Source organism: Ruegeria sp. HKCCD7559, from assembly GCF_013110575.1.
Classification (GTDB): Bacteria; Pseudomonadota; Alphaproteobacteria; order Rhodobacterales; family Rhodobacteraceae; genus Ruegeria.
On sequence record NZ_WVQU01000007.1, the window covers coordinates 182408 to 203833 of the forward strand.

Here is a 21426-nt window from a genome sequence, read left to right on the forward strand (position 1 = left end):
TGCCGCGTTGACCGATTCTATAATGTCGCAGGTTCCGGGAAACGCTGGCGTGTTCGGTTGGCGAAAGCCACAAGCGACAGCATTACCGGTACTTCGACCAGGACCCCCACAACCGTCGCCAGTGCCGCGCCGGAATGAAGACCGAACAAGCTGATTGCGACGGCAACGGCCAGTTCGAAAAAGTTCGATGTCCCGATCATGGCACAGGGCGCTGCGATCCGGTGGGGAACCTTCAGCGCATAAGCGGCGCCATAGGCAATGGCAAAAATACCATAGCTTTGGATCAGAATGGGAACGGCGATCAGAACGATGACCGTCGGTTTCGCCAGAATGGTCTGACCTTGCAGGCCGAACAGGATGACCACGGTTGCAATCAATCCCATGACGGACCACGGCTTCACCCGCGAAGAAAAGGCTTCTATCGACTGTTTAGAGCCTAATCTGCGGCGGGTGATCAACCCGGCGACAAGCGGCAGCGTCACATAAAGGACCGTGGCCAAAACCAAAGTCTGCCACGGCACTTCGATGTCGGTGACACCCAGCAAAAAGGCCACGATCGGCGCAAATGCCACGACCATGATCAGATCATTGACCGAGACCTGAACCAGCGTGTACGTCGCGTCGCCTCTGGTTAGCTGCGACCATACGAACACCATGGCGGTGCAAGGGGCGGCCCCCAGCAGGATCAGACCGGCAGTGTATTGCGCCGCATCTTCGGGCGCGATCCAGGGTGCGAAGACATAGTCGAAAAACAGGACGGCCAGCAGTGCCATGGTGAAAGGCTTTATCAGCCAGTTCACCACCAGCGTCACAATCAGACCACGTGGCTGGCGGGCGACTCCGGCGACTGCACCGAAATCGACTTTGACCATCATCGGGTAAACCATTGCCCAGATCAGCACCGCCACCACCAGGTTGACGCTGGCAATTTCAGCGCTTGCCACCAGCTGCACCAGCCCCGGCGCGGCCAGTCCGATCAGGACGCCACCGATCATCGCAAGTGCAACCCAGATCGTGAGATACCGTTCAAAAATGCTCATGATAGCGCCTCAGCCGTTTGATCCGTAAGTTTGCCAGAGGTCAGCGCGGCAAGCCCGACCATCACGGCCGCCGTGCCCAGCACCATGGGCAGCCCCCCGACCTGATAGGTCAGGCCAGACAAGACGGTGCCGGCCAACCGCCCCGTCGCGTTTGCCATGTAGTAAAAGCCGACATCCATCGTCACACGCTCGGACCGGGTGAAGGCAAGAATCAGATAGGAATGCAGCGATGAGTTGACCGCGAAGATCGCACCAAAGACCAAAAGCCCGACGACCAGCGTCAGGGTCAGCCAGGTCTCGGGCCCATGTGACAGCAAAACAGCCAGTGTCAGAGCCGCAGGAACGCAGAACAGGATCGCCGCCCAGCTGCGTGCGGCACGGATCAGATCACCTTCGGTTCGATCTGACGCACGAAGGATCCTTGGGGCGTTGGCCTGCACGGCGCCATAGAGGATGATCCACACCGCCATGAATGTTCCGATCATGAAGAACGCGGCCCGATTGCCCTCTTCGGTGCCGTCTGAAAGAACAGCATAGAAATAGATCGGAATGCCGACCACGAACCAGACGTCCCGCGCGCCGAACAGGAAGACACGCGCCGCGGACAACCAGTTCACATTTGCGGATTTTGAAAAAACCTCAGAGAACTTTGCGCCCTTGCGCCCCTTCGGCAGGCCCGCTGGCATGAACAGCATCACCGCGACCAGGATCACCGCCAGAACGACGGCCATGGCAAGCACTGCCGGAATGAAGCCCAGCGTTGCAAGCATGGCGGCACCCAACAGGAATCCCAGCCCTTTGACCGCGTTTTTCGAACCCGTCAGAACCGCAACCCATCGAAACAACGCGCCTCCTTCGGAAGGAGCCAGCAATTTGACCGCCGATTTCGAAGACATCTTGGCCAGATCCTTGGCTACTCCACTGGCCCCTTGCACGATCATGACAAAAGTGACCGAAGCCGCGACGGTCCAGTTCGGGTTAAGCTGCGTCATGGCGAGCAACGCGACGATCTGCACCCCCAGCCCAGCATAGAGGGTCGAGGTCAGCCCGAACCGTGCGGCGATCCAACCGGCGGACAGGTTGGTGACAATCCCGGCGATTTCATAAAGCACAAACAGATAGGCAAGCTGCACCGGTGAAAAGCCCAGTGTGTGAAAGTGCAACAGCACCAACATCCTGAGCGCCCCGTCGGTCAGCATGAAGGCCCAATAGGCAGCCGTGACCGCGATATAAGCCGACAGTCCTTCGGGGCGTTGCGTCACAATGATGCCCCGACCATCAGCGCGACATCCACCAGCCGATGCGCATAACCCATCTCGTTGTCGTACCACGCATAGATTTTCACCTGCGTCCCGTTCACAACCATGGTCGAGGGCGCATCGATGATCGAAGAGCGTTCGTCATTGGTGTAATCGGTGGACACCAGCGGGCGCGTCTCATAGCCCAGAATGCCCTTCAGTTCGCCTTCGGCAGCGGTTTTGAAGAAGGCGTTGACCTCTTCAACCGTGGTTTCACGCTCAACCTCGAACACGCAATCGGTCAACGAGGCGTTCAGCAACGGCACCCGAACCGCATGGCCGTTCAGACGACCTTTGAGTTCCGGATAGATCAGAGTGATGGCCGTGGCCGACCCGGTCGTGGTCGGGATCAAAGAGTTCAGGGCAGAGCGAGCGCGCCTGAGATCCTTGGCAGGCCGATCCACAATTGTCTGCGTGTTGGTTACGTCGTGAATCGTCGTCATTGATCCATGGCGGATGCCCAGGTTTTCGTGAACGACCTTCACGACAGGCGCAAGACAGTTTGTCGTGCACGAGGCCGCCGTCACGATCCTGTGCGCCGCGGGGTCGTAGGTTCCGTCATTCACACCCATGACGATATTGGCCGTCGGCCCGTCCTTGACCGGAGCAGAGACAACAACCTTCTTCACCCCAGCGTCAAAATACGGTGCCAGCTTCGCTTCGGTCTTGAACACGCCGGTGCAGTCGATCACCACGTCAACACCGTCCAGCGGCAACGCGCTCAGGTCTTTTGTGCCAACGAACGGCAGGCGGGTACCGTTGACCGTGATGCTGTCTGCATCATGGTCGAATTCCGCCTCCCAGCGCCCATGCACGGTGTCGAACTCCAGCAGATGCGCATGCATCTCGGGATCACCGACGGCATCGTTGATCCAGGCTATCTTTGCGCCTTTTTCAAGCAAGGGCTTCAGGGCCAGTTTTCCCATACGGCCAAGGCCGTTCAGTGCGTAGGTGGTCATTTCGTTTCCTCGATAGGCGTACGCCCGATTTCATCGACGGCGGATTGCAATGCGATCCGGTCAAGGCTTTCGACCGGCAATGACGAAAAGGCCTGAATCCGGCGCTTCAGTGCACCATAGGCGGTTTGAAAGGCCAGGCTTTTCTCGGCGTCGGTACCTTCGGCCTTGACCGGATCTTCCACGCCCCAATGGCCACTTATCGGTTGACCCTCCCAAGCCGGGCATTCTTCGTTGGCGGCCTGATTGCAGACAGTAAAGACGAAATCCATGACGGGCGCGTCCGGCGCCGAAAACTCGGACAGATTCTTCGGCCGCAGGCCCGAGATATCGTGCCCCTTGTCGTGCAGAACCTGCACCGCAAAGGGATTGAGTTCCGAACTGGGCCGCGTCCCGGCCGAATAGACGTTGAACCGGTCGCCGCCGATCTGTCGCAGCAAGGATTCGGCAAAAATCGAACGGGCCGAGTTGCCGGAACAAATGAACAGCACATTGACCTTTCGGTTCGTCGCGGTGTCTTTTGGAAAGGGCATGCAGATATCCGGACGGCCACGGCAGCAATCCATGATCAGGAAATCCAGCATCTGCTGCACAGTTTTCATTTCAATCGAATAGAGCAGAGACGTCCCGGATCGTTCCTGTTTCACCAATCCCGACCGCTGCAATGCATTCAGGTAGTTCGACATGGTACTGGGTTTGATATCCAGCTCCGCCGCCAGCTCGCCCGCGGGAACCCTGTCAGGAAACCGTCGCATCAACATGCGAAACACGGTGATGCGCTGCGGGTGGCCAAGGATGGTAAACTGATCGATTATCTTTTCTATCATATTTCATGAATTATTGAAATAATGAAGATGGGTCAATTTCATTCCGCATCGTCACAAAAAATTCACGGATCAGAGCGCCAATTTGAAAGACTGGCCGCAGGCTTTCGGTTCACAACTCGAGGCCCAGCCGTGCTGAGCAACGTCAAAACGGTTACGACCGGGCTTGCAGGCGCCAGACTGACGGTTTAAACGAAGCTTCGCATCCGGTCATAATCAGTTCCATATGACCTAAGGTGCCGCTGTAGCTCAGCTGGTAGAGCACGTCATTCGTAATGATGGGGTCGGGGGTTCGAGTCCCTTCAGCGGCACCAGATATATCCAGGTCAAACGGAATTCGGCCCTCGCAACCTCCGCTGCCCTGCCGACTGGCGCGCTAAGCGCGTTTCTCTCCGATCGAGGCAACACCCAGAACGTCCAGAACTTTCGCTTCGATATGCTCGGCATTCATGCCGGCCACCGCATACATGTCCGCGGGGCTGGCTTGATCGATGAAAATATCAGGCAAAACCATCGAGCGGTATTTCAACCCCCGATCAAATACACCTTCATCCGCCAAAAGTTGAGCGACATGGCTGCCAAAACCGCCAACGGCCCCTTCTTCTATGGTGATCAACGCCTCGTGGCGGGATACCAGATCCAGGATCAGGTCACGGTCAAGAGGTTTGGCAAAACGAGCATCGGCAATCGTGGGCGTTATGCCTTTGGCTGAAAGGGATTCCGCCGCCTTCTGAACCTCTGCCAGACGTGTACCGAATGAAAGCAAAGCCACCCGCGCACCTTCCCGGATAACGCGGCCCTTGCCGATCTCCAGAACCTCGCCGCGTTCGGGCAAGTCCACCCCGACACCTTCGCCGCGCGGATAGCGGAACGCAATGGGGCCTTCGTCATGCGCGGCGGCGGTCGCCACCATATGCATCAGCTCGGCCTCGTCTGCGGCAGCCATGACGACCATACCGGGCAGGTTGGCCAAATAGGCAATGTCGAACGACCCCGCATGGGTGGCGCCGTCAGCCCCGACCAAACCTGCCCGGTCGATTGCAAAACGTACGGGCAGGCGCTGAATCGCCACGTCATGTACCACCTGGTCGTAACCACGCTGCAGAAAGGTCGAATACATTGCGCAAAACGGCTTCATTCCTCCTGCGGCAAGCGCAGCCGAAAACGTCACGCCGTGCTGTTCGGCAATCGCCACATCAAAGCAACGTGACGGATAGCGCTCGGCGAACAGGTTGAGGCCAGTTCCGTCGGGCATCGCAGCAGTCACGGCAACGATCTTGTCGTCACGCGCGGCCTCATCCACCAGCGCCTTGCCGAATACAGACGTATAAGAGGGCGCGTTTGAAGGTGCCTTCTTTTGCTCCCCAGTAACCACATCGAACTTGGCCGTGGCATGGCCTTTGTCGCGGGCCTGTTCGGCGGGGGCATACCCCTTGCCTTTTTTCGTCAATACATGGATCAGAATCGGCCCGGTTGCCCGTGCTTTGACCGTGCGCAGAACAGGCAGCAGCTGGTCCATGTCATGGCCATCTATCGGGCCGAGATAGGAAAACCCAAGCTCTTCGAACAGCGTGCCGCCCACCGCCATGCCTTTCAGCATCTCCTTGGCGCGCTTGGCACCCTCCCGGAATGGCTCGGGCAGCAATGAGACAGCGCCTTTTGCAGCAGCTTTCAGATCGTGAAACGGTTCTTCGGAATAGATACGCGATAAATAGCTGGACAACGCACCAACTGGCGGCGCGATGCTCATCTCGTTGTCGTTCAGAATGACGATCAGACGCTTTTTCAGGTGGCCCGCATTGTTCATCGCCTCAAAGGCCATGCCCGCAGACATCGAACCATCGCCGATCACCGCAATTGCGTCGCCCAGCCCTTCGGGCGTGACACCACCCAGATCCCGTGCGACAGCAAAACCCAAAGCAGCGCTGATCGACGTGCTGGAATGCGCAGCGCCAAATGGATCATAGGGGCTTTCGCTGCGCTTGGTGAAACCGCTGAGGCCATCCTTCATGCGCAATGTGCGGATGCGATCACGTCGTTCGGTCAGGATTTTGTGCGGATAACACTGATGACCCACATCCCAGATGATCTTGTCTCGGGGCGTGTCAAACACAGCGTGCAACGCGGTGGTCAGTTCAACGACACCCAAGCCGGCCCCCAAATGCCCGCCGGTCACGGCAACCGCCGAAATTGTTTCGGCCCGCAACTCCTGTGCGACCTGGTGCAGCTGCGCGTCCGAGAACTGCTTGAGATCCGCTGGGCGGTTCACAAGATCCAGCAAGGGCGTATTGGGGCGGTCAGACATGTGTCGCGTTCCTGGCTTAGCTGTCCCGGGCAATAACGAAGCGGGCGGCTTCCTTCAAGGTTTCCGCCCTCGGACCAAACCCGTCCAAAGCGGCGCAGGCCTGATCCACAAGTTCACTTGCGCGGGCTTTGGCAGCAGGCAGACCCAAAAGCGAAACAAAAGTGGCTTTCCCTGCCTCGGTATCCTTTTGCAATCGCTTGCCCGCCTTTTGGGCATCGCCTTCGATATCAAGGATGTCATCTGCGATCTGAAAAGCAAGACCCATTGCCCGGGCATATCGGCGCAACGGGTCAGGATCGGATCGGGCCATAACGGCGCCAACGCAGGCAGACCACTCGATCAGGGCGCCCGTCTTGCCGGCCTGAAGACGCGTGATTTCGTCCAGCGTCAGCGGATTGGCGGCCGTTTCCGCCGCAATGTCCAGCGCCTGTCCCAGCACCATACCTTGTGCGCCGCTGGCTTTGGCCAGGGTCAGGGCAAGGTCTGCGCGAATGTCTGCGGACCCAACCTGCGAACAGGTGCAAAGTTCAAAAGCAAGCGTCTGAAGGGCATCCCCGGCCAGAACAGCCGTGCCCTCATCCCACTCTACGTGAACGGTGGGCCGCCCGCGGCGCAGGTCATCGTCATCCATGCAGGGCAGGTCGTCATGCACCAGGGAATAAGCGTGCAGCGCCTCTATGGCCGTGGCCGGCCAGATCGCCCGGTCTTCTTCAACACCGTGCAGTCGGGCACTTTCCAATGCTAGAAACCCGCGCAGCCGCTTTCCGCCTCGGGTGGCATATGCCATGGCCCGGGTTACATCCACGTCTGCAAACGCGCCCAAAACCAGATCAAAATGGCTTTGAATGCTGGCAGCATCCTGCGCAAGTCTTTCGGGGAACATTCACATACCTTCGACGGGCGTCGTACCGGTCGGCTGACCACTGGCGTCCAGAGTGATCGCTGCGACTTTTTCTTCCGCGCGCTTCAACTCGTCTTCGCACCGCTTTTTCAGCGCCGCGCCGCGTTCGTACAGCGCAATTGATTGATCCAGCGCGACATCGCCACGTTCCAGCTGGCCGACTACGGCTTCAAGCTCTTTCATCGCCTGTTCGAATGTCATCTGGTCTACGGGAGTCTGGGTCATCGGGCTGCCTTTATCAATTCTTCCACATGGGCGCGTGTGGCCTGGGCCAGTGCGTTCAGATCATACCCGCCTTCCAGAGTCGAGACGATACGACCGTCGCAAACCTCGTCGGCAATCCTGCACAGCTCTGCGGTGATCCAGGCGAAGTCATCAGTGGCCCAGTTCAGATTGGCCAGCGGGTCGTCCTGATGGGCGTCGAACCCGGCGGAAATGATGATCAGTTCCGGCCTGAAGGCCCGCAAGCGCGGAAAGGCCTTCGTTTCATAGGCGGCACGCATCTCGACGCCGCCACTGCCGGGCGCCAGAGGGATGTTGAGAACCGTATCATGAACACCCGTTTCCTCGGGCCGGCCCGATCCGGGCCACAAAGGCATCTGCTGGCTGGTTATCACCAATGCCCGCGCTTCATCCCACAACAGGTCTTGGGTTCCATTGCCGTGATGCACGTCAAAGTCGACCACCGCCACACGATTCAAGCGGTGATGGTCCAGCGCGTGTTTCGCCGCCAATGCTGCATTTCCAAACAGGCAGAAGCCCATGGCCGTTTCGGTTTCCGCATGGTGCCCCGGCGGGCGAATGGCACAGAACGCGTTCGATGCTTCACCGCCCAAAACCAGATCAACGGCCCGCACCGCCGCACCCGCAGCGCGGTATGCTGCGTCCACCGATCCCGGAGACAGGAACGTATCCCCGTCGATCTGGGCGAACCCGTCCGCAGGGCGCGCGGCCCGAATGTCGCGGATATAGCTCTCGGGGTGAATGCGCAGAAGATCGTCATCCGCAGCCAGCGGAGCCGTCACCCGCTTCAGCTCCAGCGCTTCCAATGCATGCAATATATGCTCCAGCCGCGCCACCCGTTCCGGGTGCCCGTCAGGTGTCACATGGCCCAGACAATCGGCGTGGGTCAAAAGGGCGGTTGTCATTGGGATCCCATCTTCATCTGGCTACAAATATCCTCGCCGAAGGCCAAAAAACGCCGCGCAGCGGCATCTCAATCCGGCGCAAGCATATACCCCGCGCCCCGCACAGTCTGCAAATAGCGTGGCTGCTTGGGGTCCTGTTCGATTTTGCGTCGAAGGCGCGTGATTTGCACATCCACCGCGCGCTCCTGCGCCTGACCCTTGTCGCGGCCCAGATCCTCGACCAGCTTGGCGCGGCTGATGGGCTCTCCGGGCTGGGCCGAGAATATCTTCATCAACTGGCTTTCGGTTGCGGTCAGACGGACCGGGTCTTCGCCCTGCCACATCTCACCGCGTTCAATGTCATAGCGGATGGGCCCGAGGTTCAGGATCTTCGCCGCGGATTCTTCTGCCGGTGTCTCCGGCATCCGGCGCAGGATCGCGTTGATCCGCAACAGCAGCTCTTTCGGCTCGAACGGTTTTGCCAGGTAATCATCCGCCCCGGCCTCGAGGCCCGCGATCCGGTGTTCCGTCTCGCCCTTTGCTGTCAGCAGCAGGATCGGTGTCGTATGCGTTTCCCGCAAAGCGCGGGTCAGACTGACACCATCCTCGCCCGGCATCATCACGTCCATGACGATCATGTCGAAATCCAACCCCGACAATACGCGCCGCGCGTGGGCCGCATCCCGTGCCGCAGTAACCAAAAACCCGTTTCGCATCAAAAACTTCTTGAGCAGATCACGAATGCGCTCGTCGTCGTCAACAATCAGCAGATGGGCATCCATATCGCTCATGTGGTCGTATCCCGAAGTTTCGTATAGGCATGACGCATATCAGCATCCATCATTGCTTCAAGCACTTTGCGAAATCCGGCCACGGCTTCGGGACCGGCATCCTTGTAGGCGGCGCGCATTCTTGCCCGCTGAGCATCCGACAACGTGGTTTCCAGCGACTGCCCCTTTTCTGTCAGAAATAGGTGGCGTTCGCGTTTGTCCACTGTACCCACGCGGCTTTCCACCAAACCATCCTCGATCAAGGTTCGCAAAACCCTGTTCAGAGACTGTTTTGTCACGCCAAGGATGGCCAACAAATTGTTGACCGTCGTGCCCGGCGCGCGGTTGATGAAGTGGATTGCCCGGTGGTGGGCGCGGCCATAGGCCATCTCTGCGAGGATGCGGTCGGGATCAGCCGTAAAGCCACGATAGGCGAAGAACATGGCCTCGATCCCCTGCCTCAATTGCTCATCGGTCAAAAACAAAAGGCTCTCGCCTCCATAACGCGGGGCCGGACGGACGTCGGACATATCATGCCTCATTCGTTACTACCGGGGCCGAGTTTATGTCAGCGTTATTGACATTCCAAGAGTAGAGCGGTATCGAATTGCAGTTTTTGCGCAATATTGTGTCCGCACCGGACCTAAATCGCGCAACAATCGAAAACTCAACCCGGTTCAGGAGGTTTCGCATGGCGGGGTATGATGATCGTGATGGCACCATTTGGATGGATGGCAAGCTGGTGCCCTGGCGTGAGGCCAATGTGCACATTCTGACCCACGCAATGCACTATGCGTCATCGGTATTCGAAGGCGAGCGCGCATACAACGGTAAGATCTTCAAAAGCCGCGAACATTCCCAGCGTCTGATCGCCTCGGCCGAAGCGCTGGACATGCCGATGCCTTATTCGGTTGATGAAATCGAAGCTGCGAAGGAAGAAGCGCTGAAAGCCAGCGGTTTGCAGGACGCATATGTGCGGGCGTTGGTCTGGCGTGGCTCGGGCGAGGATATGGGCGTGGCTTCGGCGCGCAATCCGGTGCGCATGGCCATCGCCGTCTGGCCTTGGGGCGCCTATTACGGCGATGCCAAGTTGCAGGGCGCCAAGCTGGACATCGCCGAATGGAAACGCCCCAGCCCGGAAACCATTCCGGTCCATGCCAAGGCCGCGGGTCTTTACATGATTTGCACCATATCCAAGCACAAGGCCGAGGCCAAAGGATGCTCGGACGCATTGTTCATGGACTGGCGCGGTTATGTCGCCGAGGCCACCGGCGCAAACGTGTTTTTCGTCAAGGATGGCGAGGTGCACACCCCGCTGGCAGACTGCTTCCTGAACGGCATCACCCGCCAGACGGTGATCCAGATGTTGAAAGACAAGGGCATCACCGTGCATGAGCGCCGCATCAAGCCCGAAGAAATGGCTGACTTCGAACAGTGCTGGCTGACCGGCACCGCGGCCGAGGTCACGCCTGTCGGACAGATCGGCGAATATACATTCGAGGTCGGCGACCTGACCCGCCAAATCGCCGAAGATTACGAGAAACTGGTTCGCTCGTAAGACATTGCCCCCGCTTTGTCGGGGGCTTTTTGTTGCCAAACGTGCAATTTTTTGTGCAAACCGTTCGGCCATCTGGACGGATTGCACAGATTGCGTATCTTCGGCACATGTTGGACCTTCTCAGCGATATTCTCACCCGCCTTTCCTTGCGCGGCACGTTTTACTTCCGCACGTCATTCACTCCGCCCTTCGGAATTCAGGTGCCGGGGTTCGAAAACGTGGCGCGGTTTCATTTTGTGCAGCGTGGTGAGCTGAAGGTTCATGTCTCGACCACGGGCGAAACGCTGCGGTTGAGGCAGGGGGACCTGATCCTGATCCCCCACGGGGCGCCACACGCATTGCTCTGCGCCGAGGTCAAGCCGTTGGACGCATTGCCTCTGGAGCAGGTGCTGGAGCGCGCGGGCTACTCGGGCGAAGGCGTGCTGGTCTATGGCGGTGCTGACGAGGAACGGGATACACAGCTGATCTGCGGTCATTTCTCTTTTTCCGGCCCGGCCGGCCGAAACGGCACCGGGCATATGCTGATCGACCGCCTGCCGCCCTATATCCTGATCGAGAATTATGGCGAAGAGGCCGGATCGTGGATGGAAGCCACCCTGCGCATGATCGGCTCTGAGGTTTCAGGCGCAAAAATCGGTGGCGACCTGATCGCGCTGAAACTGTCCGAGGCCCTGTTCGCACAGGCGATCCGGGCCTATCTGGAGCGTCAAAGCCCGCAGGATTCCGCATTGGCAGGATTTGCTGATCAGCGCATCTCGCGGGCCTTGACCGCGTTCCACCAGGCCCCGGCCAAGGACTGGAGCGTCGCGTCTTTGGCACGTGTGGCGGGTATGTCGCGCACTGCCTTTGCTCAGCGTTTTGCTGAAAAGATGGACACTACGCCGATGCAGTACCTCACGGATTGGCGGATGCAAATCGCGTGCCACGGCCTGACCGAGGCAAGATGGAACGTTGCAGATGCAGCGGCCGAGGTCGGGTATGCCTCCGAGGCGGCTTTCTCACGCGTGTTCAAGAAACAGGTTGGGTTGTCACCGGCTGCGTACCGGGCGATGCATTGATCCCCCAGGTTTTTTGAACGATCTGCATGGTATTAGAGACGATCAGGAATTCAGCGTTCGGCTTGGGCGTCCTACCTTCCCTTTATCATTGATTGAGAAAAGGAAGATCTGATGTCCCTGCGTTTCGTTACCCGCTCTGTCCATGCTTACCTCGACTACCCCGTCGCCATTGCCCTCATGACGTTGCCGTTCCTGATGGGATTGGGCCAATCCAACCCCCTGGCCCTGTGGCTGTCGGTTGTCACCGGTGTTGCTGCGTTTGTTCTGACGGTACTGACGGATCACCACCTTGGGATTTGGCGGGTCCTTCCCTACAAGTTCCATCTGGCCGTAGACTTGATTGTCGGCATCACATTCCTGTTTGCACCCAGCGTCCTGGGGTTCTCAGGACTGGATGCGGTGTTTTATTGGCTGAACGGCGCGGCCGTGGTGCTTGTCATCTCGCTCAGCGCGCCCGAGCAGGAAGTTGCCGCATAAAACCGCTGACCACGGTTGTCCCAGTTTCACCGTAAAGCGCCAAGGTCCGAGCCGCCGGGGTTTTCATCCGGCGGCTCGTTTTTTAAAAAAGCGGCCGGGCTTCAAAGGAATGCTCTCACTGTCACAACAGGCCATCCGGCTGCGGCTCGCAGCTGCCTCCGCGTGATCTGTTGTTTCAACTGACCCAGGTTCGCCCCATTCCAGTCACTGATTGAACCCGCACTGAAATTGGCACGTTTCACCGAGAAGATAAGGTTTTCAGCCTTTGATGAGCCGCTCGGACGAGTGTGACGTTGCAGGTTTGTCGTGGACCTTCAGCAGCCAATACGGTTGGATTTCGCCATTTCCCTTGATATTGATAACCTCTCGTCTCTCGCAATCTACATATTCGGCTATCTCGTCTCTTACTTCGGGTGAGATTTGAACGCGCCCGGGTTCTCCGGTGCTTTCCATTCTTGAGGCGATGTTGACTGTATCACCCCAAACGTCAAAAAACGGTTTGTCGCCGCCGATTACACCTGCGATTACCGGGCCTTTGTGAATTCCGACCCGCAGGGACACCTTTGGATGCAGTTTGTCTGTCACCTGCTCGACCGTCGCAATCATATCAATCGCCAACGCCGCCATGCGAACAGAATCCGGTTGCCTCTCTTTGACCGAGGGGTCCAAACCACCTGCAACCATGTAACTGTCACCGATGGTTTTGATTTTCTCCAGCTTGTAGCTCAAAACCAGTTCATCGAATGCTGAGAACACGGAGCCCAGCAATTTGACCGTCGCCCTTGCCCCATTGGCGGCCGCGAATTCAGAAAATCCAGACAAATCAGAAAACAGAATTGTGGCGTCATCAATTCTTTCAGCGATTAACCTGTCCGGGTGCGCTTTGATGCGCCTTGCAATGCGCGAAGGCAAAAGAACATTTATCAGCCGCTCGGAAACAGCAAATTCCCTTTCCAAAGCATCTTCGTATCGATCTATTGCGGCATTTGCAGAATAGGAGGTGAAAAAAAGCGCCGAGACGATTCCCAAAATCAACACAATAAAAATAACATCCTGAGGCTGCCTTACAAATCCGTCCCGATATGACTGCGCAATAATATCCCAAATCGTTTCGCCGGGCGGTATATGCAAAGGAACGACAAGCGATATGTAAATAAACAAAGCTGCGCTGAGGATCGTTATCAAAGTGATCCAGCGCCAATATGCGGCCCCTAGAAAATAAAAAAGCAAGGGCGGGCCGACCAGCAAGACCAGATGATCTTCACCGTTTTTGCCGACGCTGATGTCATGGGCCAGAAACAGGAATAACCACACTGTAAAATAAGCGACTTTGACCTCAAGGCCGAAGCGATCCAACGTCATCGTCAAAAGTGCCGCGAAGCCAAGACCAAAGTTTACCCATGCGAGATATCTCCAGTCTGGTCCAAGTTGGAACTGGTAGAAAGCTGTGAAACCGAACCCAAGCGACGCAATAAAGGCTGCAACGTTAACAACTTGCATTTTTCGTCTTATTTTTCCATCGTCGATCGGATTTTCAGAGTCCACAATGTGTTTCAGCAAAGCATCGCCCCCGCGCCAGCTCTATGCAAAATATCCCTCAAATCCCTTTCTTAGTCGATAAGCCCCAGGTTGTTTGTTCAGAAGTCAATTTCGCGTCGAGACGCCAACACAACCTGAACCGCTTTTGGCCTCGCGCCCGCAAACGGGTGCCGTACTGCCCTGAAAATCGGCCGTTGGATCAAGTTGGCAACAACAATTCAGGTGGTGCTGTTTTCAAGGCCTCCAGTTTGCTCTGAATGATATTCGGCGATTTCTGTTCCAGATAGTAAGCAATGGTTTCCACGCGAATTCGGACAGAGCCGGCAGGTTTCGTCTCATCGAGATCCTGAAACACAAAGAAAAGCGTTCCAAGCGCTTCGGTAATTTCCTGGACTGGTGAATAAGTCGGCTGGTCCATTCCGCATTCATAGCTTGAAAACCGGATTGAACAGGTTATCCACGGCATAATAGATCCGTAGCGTGCAGCCCAAAGAAGTTCGTTGGTGTTTGCACTGTGAGACGTTTTCCAAATATCCGAAATGTCAAAAGGGCTTTGAATTCGGCCAGCTTTGATCAGATCGCCGTATAACCAATCCAGTATCTCTGCGTCCAATGGCAGGTACTGACCCCAGAGGATCGGATAACCAAAGGCCTGCAACTCACTTTCAATGGCGTGGCCAATTCCGGTGTCCATGTGGTAGGGGCGGCCCAAGGCCAGGATGCAAGGCCGATGTTGTGTGGCGCACTCGGACAGTACCGCCAGACTTTGCCGCCGCAGACTCTGATCAAACTCTTGAAGGGCGTCATAAGCTTTGGAAACCGCAGCGCGCAGTTCAGCCAAGCGCAAGTCGGTGATTACGCCCTTCAGGGCATCGTACAGCTGCCGGGTCGCAATTTGTGGGTCTGCCAAGGATACGGCGGGCGAAAGATAATGTACGCCCACTTCCTTGAACACGTCCTTTTCCCGCCGAAATCCGGCTCGTGTACTTTCGGGGCCGGCAATAACGCGCGGGCAGGCCATGTTTTCCCGAACATGACCCCGCAAAAAGGATGGGACAGTCAGGATTATGGGAACGAACAGGATATCAATGGGGCGCTTTTGCCCGTCCAGCAATTCACCATAATGGCCGGACATGCACTTGACGGGGTAACAGCAATCAACAGCACCACGCCCTTTTCCGAATTTCAGCTGCTGTGCTTCCGATGTGTCCGACGAATAGACGATATTGCGGCGATTGATTCCCAGTTCAACAAACAATGTCGTCCAAAACCTGTGCGTCGACCACTGGTTCAGGACCCGAGGGATGCCGATCCGAAAATCCCGCTTGGGTGGTTTGGACTTAGCGAAAGGCGCCTTCGCGAACGCTTTCTGCAATATTTGGATTGGCATTCGCTTCCTCGTCGATTTGCTTTTTTCGCGCTTTCATCTCGGCTGCGTCTTCAATCAACCCTTTCGAGCAAGAATTGCCGGTAATCACCCGCTCCCACCCTTCCGCCAGAGGGACCTTGCTGTTTGCCCGGCCACGGCCGCCGGGGATCTGAACATCCACAAAGGCCCGGCTGCAGTTCATCGCACACCACTTGCAGGTGGTTTTGCTGTTGGTTGTACTGACATATTCCAGTTCTTCGACGCGGTCGTGCCCGACGAAGCGGGACGTTTGCCCGGTGTTCACGTGTTCAAGCGCAAGAAGGGCGGCGCCCAAAGCGCCGGCCTCGCCAGCATGAGGGTGCACGGTAATTTCCGCGTCAGGAATTTTACCCCTGATGAAATCGATCTGGGCTTTGACGACGGCCAGGTTTCGATGTGTTCCGCCTTGCAGGACAAACTTCCTGCCGATGGCCTTGAGGTTCTGAAACTGCCCGGCATAGACCCAAACATTCAGGGGCAGGACCGCAGCAAGGCTTGCCATGATTTCTTCTGCCGCCCACCCTTTGCGTTGCTGGTTCACGATGTCGGACTGAAGGAACACGCCGCACCCCATCATCAGTTTCGGCATCCGCTTGGCGCTGAAGGCTTTTTCGGCGTAATCCTCAAGCCGGACATCATAGCGTTCGGCAACGCCTTGAAGAAACGCCCCATTGCCGGAAGAACATTGGGAATTGAGCCGAAAATCGACGACCGCTTTCTGCCGCAACAGCATGATTTTGACATCGGTCCCACCGACGTCGCATATCGCGTCTGCGTCGGGATGTATGTGCATGGCAGCAGCCGCATGTGCGACCGTCTCAACCACTGGCACGTCCGCCCCCAAAATATCCTTCAGCAGATCTTTCCCGTACCCCGTCAGGCCAAGAGCGCCGATATCCTCGATCCCTGCATCGCGCAACTTGCGGAAAACGGACTTGGCGTCTTCGATCGGGTTTCCCTGACTATGCTGATAGACCGAAGCCTTGATTTCAGCGTCGCGGTCCAACGCCACCGCCTTGACCGTAGTGCTGCCGAAATCGCACCCGACATAGTATGCCTCGGCCGCAACGGGGTGGGGCATCTGGATCACGGGTTGCGTAAAATCCTCCAGGAACCGTACGAGTTCACCGTTCCGGGCCAAGGCCTCTTGCCCGGTCTTGGCCTTTTCACCGTGTTGGCCCGTTTCCACCCACCATTTCAGGCCATCCGTGCCGGAATAGGCCCTGGATACATTTTGTTCCCGACGAGAGATCTCGACGCAGCCAAGGCTTGCATAGTACAAGGCATCGCCGGGAACCAGGATAGCATCGGTGACGCTCTGTCCTGCTTCCAATACGACATTGCGCTCGTCCCAGAGCGCGGCCAAATGGCTTGCCCATGCCTGCTGAAGACCTTGAAAGAACATGTTCGGTCCGCCCAGCAAAAGCACTGATGGTGTGGGGGTGTTGCCTTTTGTCAAAGTCGCCAGGTTCTGCCGCACGACCGCGTCAAACAAGCTTGCGATGATTTCGGTCTTGGGAACTCCGGCCTTGACCAGACTGTTTGCGTCAGTCTCTGCAAAGATCCCGCATTTAGCGCTGATCCGATGAAGGGTTTGACCATCGAATGGCAGAGTGGTCAGCTCGTCCGGGGAAATGTTCAGTTTTCGTGCGGATTTTTCGATAAATGTGCCCGTACCGCCACTGCAGGCTGATTGCATATAGACCTGCTTGGCCTTGCCCGCGGAGGTTGGCGTGAAGAACAACGTCTTCATGTCTTCACCGCCAATTTCAGACACGAAATGCACATCCGGATGCAACGCTTCGACAGCGGCGGCGACGGCGACAACTTCCTGGATTTGCCGCGCGTTCACATGATCTGCCAGTGTCCCAGCCCCGGATCCTGTAAACGTGGCAACATCGCGACCGGCGGTCAGGCCGGCCTCCAGCTCCATCTGCGACAGCAGTTCAAGGGTTTTCTCGGCCTGGCGTGTTTTGTGACGACCATAGGCTTTCCAGATGACTTCGCCATCTTCTACCACGACGCCTTTTACAGTTGTCGATCCAATATCTACCCCAGCGAATTTCACAACGTGGCATTTCCCAGCTCAAGCACGACATTGGATGCCGTACCCACGGCGCCGCGATGGGGAACTTTCCAAAATGGCGTGTTGACCTTGGGATGCTCTTTGGCGCGCTTTCTGGCCTCGTCCGCAGTCAACCCGGCGGCGGCAAGAGCAGATTCAAATTCCTCCTGCGCGCGGATCTTGGCGTCTGCCAGCACCATCTGGCACCGCGACAAAGCATGTACGTCGCTGTCCCCTTTTACCTCGATTGGGGCATACAGCATGTCGGGATACCGGCCCTGTACGGCCGCCATTGCGCCGATGCTCATAGTGTTTGGAAGGCAGCCATAGGGCGACAGCTCGCAAATCATATGTGCCTTTCGCTGGGTATGCGCCCAGATCGCCTTGGCGATCAGCAAATCACCCTCACCCCCGTTGATCATGTTGTCAAAAAAAGGAGCCGCCAGTTTCCGCAGCTTGTCCTGATCGGGCATCGGACGGGGAACGCCCCCAAGCATCCGGCGCATCTGATCGTATTTGAACCTGAAAAAGCGCTGCCCAAGTTTCAACAGAGCATAGTTCTGACGCGCTTTGTCTTTTATCCCGAAGCCCAGCTTGAGCTTTTGTCCGCCATACCGCATCAGGTAATCGAACCATACGACCATCGGTGCCGGCTGAACTTCGGCGCCTTCGCCTTCAAGCCATTTGTGCATATTGTAGTTCTGCACCCCTTCGGCGGTGGCAAGATAGAACTCGCCGGTGATCTTGACCATGGGCTTGACCCTCAATCGGTCAAGCTGGATGTCTTCAAAGTGGTCGCGTGCACGCCTCATGGCCTTCAGAAAGCGTCTGGTCGTCGAATGCCACAGGACCGATCCCCATTTCGGCATTTGCTTCGGCCTACTCAACATGGCGTCGTATATCTCGGAAACCGCCTTCTGCGCCGCCCGGTTGGTCGCGCCTTGCTCTAGCTCATAGGGCCGCAGCTGGTATTCCAGATCCTGAATGGCATCCGCTGCCATCATGCCCAAGGCCGTGCTCAGCAGCAGGTGAATATCAGTCTGCAAACCGGCGTCTTTGCCTTTCGACTGATCGATTTCATGCTGTTGAACCAGAAACATCCTGAACGCCTCGAGCCCCAGGTTCTTCAGCGCAAGCTCATAGCTTTGGTGATATTGACCGAAACGGCAGGCTCCGCAGGCCCCGGCGGTCACATAAACATATTTTTCGGCCACTTCGTCAGCGCCGATAGCCTCGGCTTCGTTTCTGAGAAAACTCGACAAGTTGCCCGTCGTGAAAGCTGTGGGGCAGCACTGTCCGACATCCGCCAGTTCACGTCCCAGGTACAAGTCTTCAACTGTCACATCAGGCAGGCGCTGCGCATTGTAGCCCGCGCTTTTGAACAGGCCTTCCAGCAGTTTTTCGGCGCGCCACGTAACCCCACCAAACAACAGGGTGACATCCTTGCGCTGATCCGCAGTAAAAGGACGAGGTTCGTAGGCCCTATAGGACTCTTCCAAAATACGACTCATAAAAATACCCCCCAACCAACATAACATGTATTTACAATGCACAATATATTATTCAGAGATCGCCTCAGGTATTGGGAGTCCGTGTGAAACAGGACCATCGGAAATTCAGGTTGTCATGGACGCCGGTCAGGCACTCTCAGCCTGAAAACCCATCAAATACCCAGGAATTTTTTTGCATTTCCTTCAAAGAAGTTAGGTGCACAAGGACTGATCTGTGGATCGCTGAAGAACGTGTCAAATTCGATCAGGTATTCACGGGTTCTGCCGACCATCAGGGGCATCGCCCAATCCGTTCCAAAACACACTTTGTCCCGGAAGTGGTGCGGTGCGTTCTTGGTTCTCTTGCCCACTAGTACTGATTTTAGCCGCTGGAATATCTTTGGCTTAAGCTTTGGATCCATAATTCCCAAAATATGACCCAAGCCAAGATAAACATTGTCGAATTCCTCAACCAGGCGAATAGCACGATAGGCAAATGTTTGGTCAAAATTGTTGGTTGCTGCCCACCCCATCCAATCTACTTCTTTTGCCCCACCACCATGAGCCAGGAACAACCAAAGGTTCCGGGCATTGTGGGTCTCCATCGCGTGCTTCCATAACTCTGGATCGGAATAGACGCCGTATCCTGTCTCCACCTCAAACCCCATCGGGTTGCAATGGGCAAACAAACGCAGGTTGTGGCTGGAGAAATGGCGAATGATGTCACCCATCTTGGCCTGTGCCATCGGGTAGGGCGCAGGGTTCTGCGCTTTTTCTCTGTACTTGTCCAGACTTCGCCCAGGGGCGACCGGGGTCTGGTAGCCGCGCATATCGATCGGCCGGATCCCCAAGGGCGGATAGATTTTGTATCCCGTTATTCCTCGTGCAACGCCTGAATCGACAATCTGTTTCCAGTTCCCGCCTCGAAACGGGTCAACCGCACCAAAATTGATCAATTCATTCGGGTTCTCAGCTGCGAGTGACTGCATCCGGTCCATTTGTTCGGTGAAGTCAAAATACGGCGGTAGGAATCCGGGCATCCAAAATTCCTTGAGCTTGTCGAAGGCACGGCGCATATCCAGCAGGATACCCACGAAAAGGCTGGCTTCCGGGTCACTCGCCTGACCATCCTTCTTGAAATCCCTCTTGAGCGCTTTGAACCGGTTTCGCTCGGACAAGGTCATGATGACAAAGAATTCAAGAAACTGAAAGATAATGCCGATTTGACCGATTGGAATGCGGACGGCACGAAAGCCGGCATCAGATCCAGGTTTGTACACCTCACCCGACGGCAAGTGTGCAGCTTCATGAAAGAAATCGCTTTCTGCCGCTTTTTGACCAGCGGTCCTGAAGGCCTCGGCCAGAAAACGGTCCAGCAAATCAGGGTCCGTGCCACTGTCTCCAAAGACGGACCTTTCAGAAATTCTGTCGCCGCCCACAAGCTGAACACCTATTGGGAGGTCACCCGCCCTTGAATAGTTGATATCACGGTCAATATCGTTTAGGGCTCGGATCAGGTCCTCTATGTCCTTCCAATCTTGGTGGCTGGGGCTGGGTGTCAATTGATACTCTCTGATCTTCTCGCGAACTGGATGTGCAATGGCCCGCATAAGCCGGTCCACATCGTGATCGAGCAACGCGTCGATCAAATCGTCCTGGTCAGGTTCTTCCGTCGCGAGTTTGCTGAAGTCACTCATGCGGGTCAAACGAACCGCCAGAAAGGCCAACCCAAGCGAAAACCAATACAGTGAAGTGAACGAGTAGAAGATACTGTGCAACGGCAGATATCGCGCCGTGAACAGGTGGGTGTGCATGTCAATAAAGGTGTTTTTGTCAGTCATATTTTTGGCTCCACGAAATAAAATTCAGCCGGGAATTTTCTGTTTTCGTATGACTTTGCTGTCAAAAACCGGAAATGGCTTTTGGCCTTAATCTGCTGAGTTTAAGGTTTTTCGAAAATTTTTGCAATTTTCAGCCCCGGCAACCCGCTTCACCAAATCCAAGTTGAGCAGGGCATTTTGCGGTCAGTCCATGTGAGGTGTTGGCAGAGTTCTCAACACCTTTACCGCATCCGGCCATCGCCGATTGGTCCGCTATCGCATGGGAGATGTAGAAGCGTTCGAGATCGCGCGTCTTCAGGAGGTGGTTGCAAATGACTGGTAACTGGAAACCCATCGAATTTGCGGGCATTGCTGCACTGGCCCGGATCAATCTGCAAACTCTACTGGCCGAATGGTTGCCAGATGGCCGGATCATCGGGAGCGAATGGGTGGCGCCGAATCCCACCCGCGCAGATCGGTCGCGGGGTTCGTTTCGGATCAATCTCGACAGCGGACTGTGGGCAGACTTCGCGACGGGTGAAAAAGGCGGGGATGCCATCAGCCTTTTTGCCTATCTGAACGAGGTGCAGCAAGGTAGACCACACGTGCGCTGGCTCGGCGCCTAGCCTTTGTTGCACATTCACCACAGGACGACTCCGCTCCTGTTGCTTCCACAGTGCTTCCAGCGGTATCGGCACAAATAGAAACACCGCCTTGGGGCGGCGGGTAAAAAGCTGTAATCAAGTGATTTATTTTGGTTGCGGGAGTAGGATTTGAACCTACGACCTTC

19 protein-coding genes and 1 tRNA gene are annotated in these 21426 nt (G+C 56.5%); 5 read left to right on the forward strand and 15 right to left on the reverse strand.

Annotated elements, in window-relative coordinates; translation table 11 throughout:
• Window positions 1-17 precede the first annotated feature (17 nt).
• From arsB to GS605_RS17185, 4 genes are read right to left on the reverse strand one after another with little or no spacing between them, the layout of a single operon-like run.
• Window positions 18-1040, reverse strand: a complete 1023-nt coding sequence (arsB, locus tag GS605_RS17170; protein WP_171724767.1) for an ACR3 family arsenite efflux transporter — start codon at window positions 1038-1040, stop codon at window positions 18-20.
• Complete coding sequence (arsJ, locus tag GS605_RS17175; protein WP_171724768.1) at window positions 1037-2302, reverse strand: organoarsenical effux MFS transporter ArsJ; 1266 nt, start codon at window positions 2300-2302, stop codon at window positions 1037-1039. Before arsJ ends, arsB begins: the two co-directional genes overlap by 4 nt.
• A complete protein-coding gene (locus GS605_RS17180; protein ID WP_171724769.1) occupies window positions 2299-3297 on the reverse strand; it encodes an ArsJ-associated glyceraldehyde-3-phosphate dehydrogenase in 999 nt (332 codons plus the stop codon). Before GS605_RS17180 ends, arsJ begins: the two co-directional genes overlap by 4 nt.
• Window positions 3294-4121, reverse strand: coding sequence for a helix-turn-helix domain-containing protein (locus tag GS605_RS17185; RefSeq protein WP_171724770.1), 828 nt, complete (start codon window positions 4119-4121; stop codon window positions 3294-3296). The genes GS605_RS17180 and GS605_RS17185 overlap by 4 nt, the downstream gene beginning before the upstream one ends.
• A gap of 235 nt (window positions 4122-4356) precedes the next feature.
• On the opposite strand from GS605_RS17185, the gene GS605_RS17190 reads away from it, so the two are divergent.
• Window positions 4357-4432, forward strand: a tRNA-Thr gene (locus tag GS605_RS17190).
• A gap of 62 nt (window positions 4433-4494) precedes the next feature.
• Here the strand turns inward: GS605_RS17190 and dxs are convergent.
• The 6 genes from dxs to GS605_RS17220 form a co-directional block, all read right to left on the reverse strand.
• Complete coding sequence (dxs, locus tag GS605_RS17195) at window positions 4495-6423, reverse strand: 1-deoxy-D-xylulose-5-phosphate synthase (protein WP_171638434.1); 1929 nt, start codon at window positions 6421-6423, stop codon at window positions 4495-4497.
• A 16-nt stretch (window positions 6424-6439) separates the two neighbouring features.
• Window positions 6440-7306 (reverse strand): polyprenyl synthetase family protein, encoded by an 867-nt coding sequence (locus GS605_RS17200; protein ID WP_171724771.1) that lies wholly within the window; start codon window positions 7304-7306, stop codon window positions 6440-6442.
• Entirely contained in the window at window positions 7307-7549 is a 243-nt protein-coding gene (locus GS605_RS17205; protein ID WP_171638430.1) for an exodeoxyribonuclease VII small subunit, read from the reverse strand.
• A complete protein-coding gene (locus GS605_RS17210) occupies window positions 7546-8472 on the reverse strand; it encodes a histone deacetylase family protein (RefSeq protein WP_171724772.1) in 927 nt (308 codons plus the stop codon). The genes GS605_RS17205 and GS605_RS17210 overlap by 4 nt, the downstream gene beginning before the upstream one ends.
• A 68-nt stretch (window positions 8473-8540) precedes the next feature.
• Window positions 8541-9242 (reverse strand): response regulator, encoded by a 702-nt coding sequence (locus GS605_RS17215; protein ID WP_171724773.1) that lies wholly within the window; start codon window positions 9240-9242, stop codon window positions 8541-8543.
• Window positions 9239-9751, reverse strand: coding sequence for a MarR family winged helix-turn-helix transcriptional regulator (locus GS605_RS17220; protein WP_171638426.1), 513 nt, complete (start codon window positions 9749-9751; stop codon window positions 9239-9241). The genes GS605_RS17215 and GS605_RS17220 overlap by 4 nt, the downstream gene beginning before the upstream one ends.
• A 161-nt stretch (window positions 9752-9912) precedes the next feature.
• Here GS605_RS17220 and GS605_RS17225 point away from each other — a divergent pair, with 161 nt between their 5' ends.
• The 3 genes from GS605_RS17225 (at window position 9913) to GS605_RS17235 (ending at window position 12314) form a co-directional block, all read left to right on the forward strand.
• Entirely contained in the window at window positions 9913-10779 is an 867-nt protein-coding gene (locus GS605_RS17225) for a branched-chain amino acid aminotransferase (protein ID WP_171638424.1), read from the forward strand.
• A gap of 107 nt (window positions 10780-10886) precedes the next feature.
• The gene (locus tag GS605_RS17230) at window positions 10887-11837 is read left to right on the forward strand and encodes an AraC family transcriptional regulator (RefSeq protein ID WP_171724774.1); all 951 of its coding nucleotides are present in this window, start codon (window positions 10887-10889) and stop codon (window positions 11835-11837) included.
• 111 nt (window positions 11838-11948) lie between these two features.
• Window positions 11949-12314 carry a hypothetical protein gene (locus GS605_RS17235; protein WP_171724775.1) on the forward strand — a complete coding sequence of 122 codons (366 nt, stop codon included), beginning with the start codon at window positions 11949-11951 and terminating at the stop codon, window positions 12312-12314.
• A gap of 258 nt (window positions 12315-12572) precedes the next feature.
• On the opposite strand, the gene GS605_RS17240 is transcribed toward GS605_RS17235, so the two are convergent.
• From GS605_RS17240 to GS605_RS17260, 5 genes are all read right to left on the reverse strand, one after another.
• On the reverse strand, window positions 12573-13874 hold the full coding sequence (locus tag GS605_RS17240; protein ID WP_171638420.1) for an adenylate/guanylate cyclase domain-containing protein: 1302 nt from the start codon (window positions 13872-13874) through the stop codon (window positions 12573-12575).
• 178 nt (window positions 13875-14052) lie between these two features.
• Window positions 14053-15243, reverse strand: coding sequence for an acyl-CoA dehydratase activase-related protein (locus GS605_RS17245; protein ID WP_171724776.1), 1191 nt, complete (start codon window positions 15241-15243; stop codon window positions 14053-14055).
• Window positions 15194-17329, reverse strand: coding sequence for a BadF/BadG/BcrA/BcrD ATPase family protein (locus tag GS605_RS21285; protein WP_171724777.1), 2136 nt, complete (start codon window positions 17327-17329; stop codon window positions 15194-15196). Before GS605_RS21285 ends, GS605_RS17245 begins: the two co-directional genes overlap by 50 nt.
• Complete coding sequence (locus GS605_RS17255; protein WP_171331943.1) at window positions 17326-18837, reverse strand: hypothetical protein; 1512 nt, start codon at window positions 18835-18837, stop codon at window positions 17326-17328. The genes GS605_RS21285 and GS605_RS17255 overlap by 4 nt, the downstream gene beginning before the upstream one ends.
• Window positions 18838-18989: 152 nt before the next feature.
• Window positions 18990-20657 (reverse strand): hypothetical protein, encoded by a 1668-nt coding sequence (locus GS605_RS17260; protein ID WP_171724778.1) that lies wholly within the window; start codon window positions 20655-20657, stop codon window positions 18990-18992.
• Window positions 20658-20968: 311 nt separating this feature from the next.
• On the opposite strand from GS605_RS17260, the gene GS605_RS17265 reads away from it, so the two are divergent.
• On the forward strand, window positions 20969-21262 hold the full coding sequence (locus GS605_RS17265) for a hypothetical protein (RefSeq protein ID WP_171724779.1): 294 nt from the start codon (window positions 20969-20971) through the stop codon (window positions 21260-21262).
• Window positions 21263-21426 lie beyond the last annotated feature (164 nt).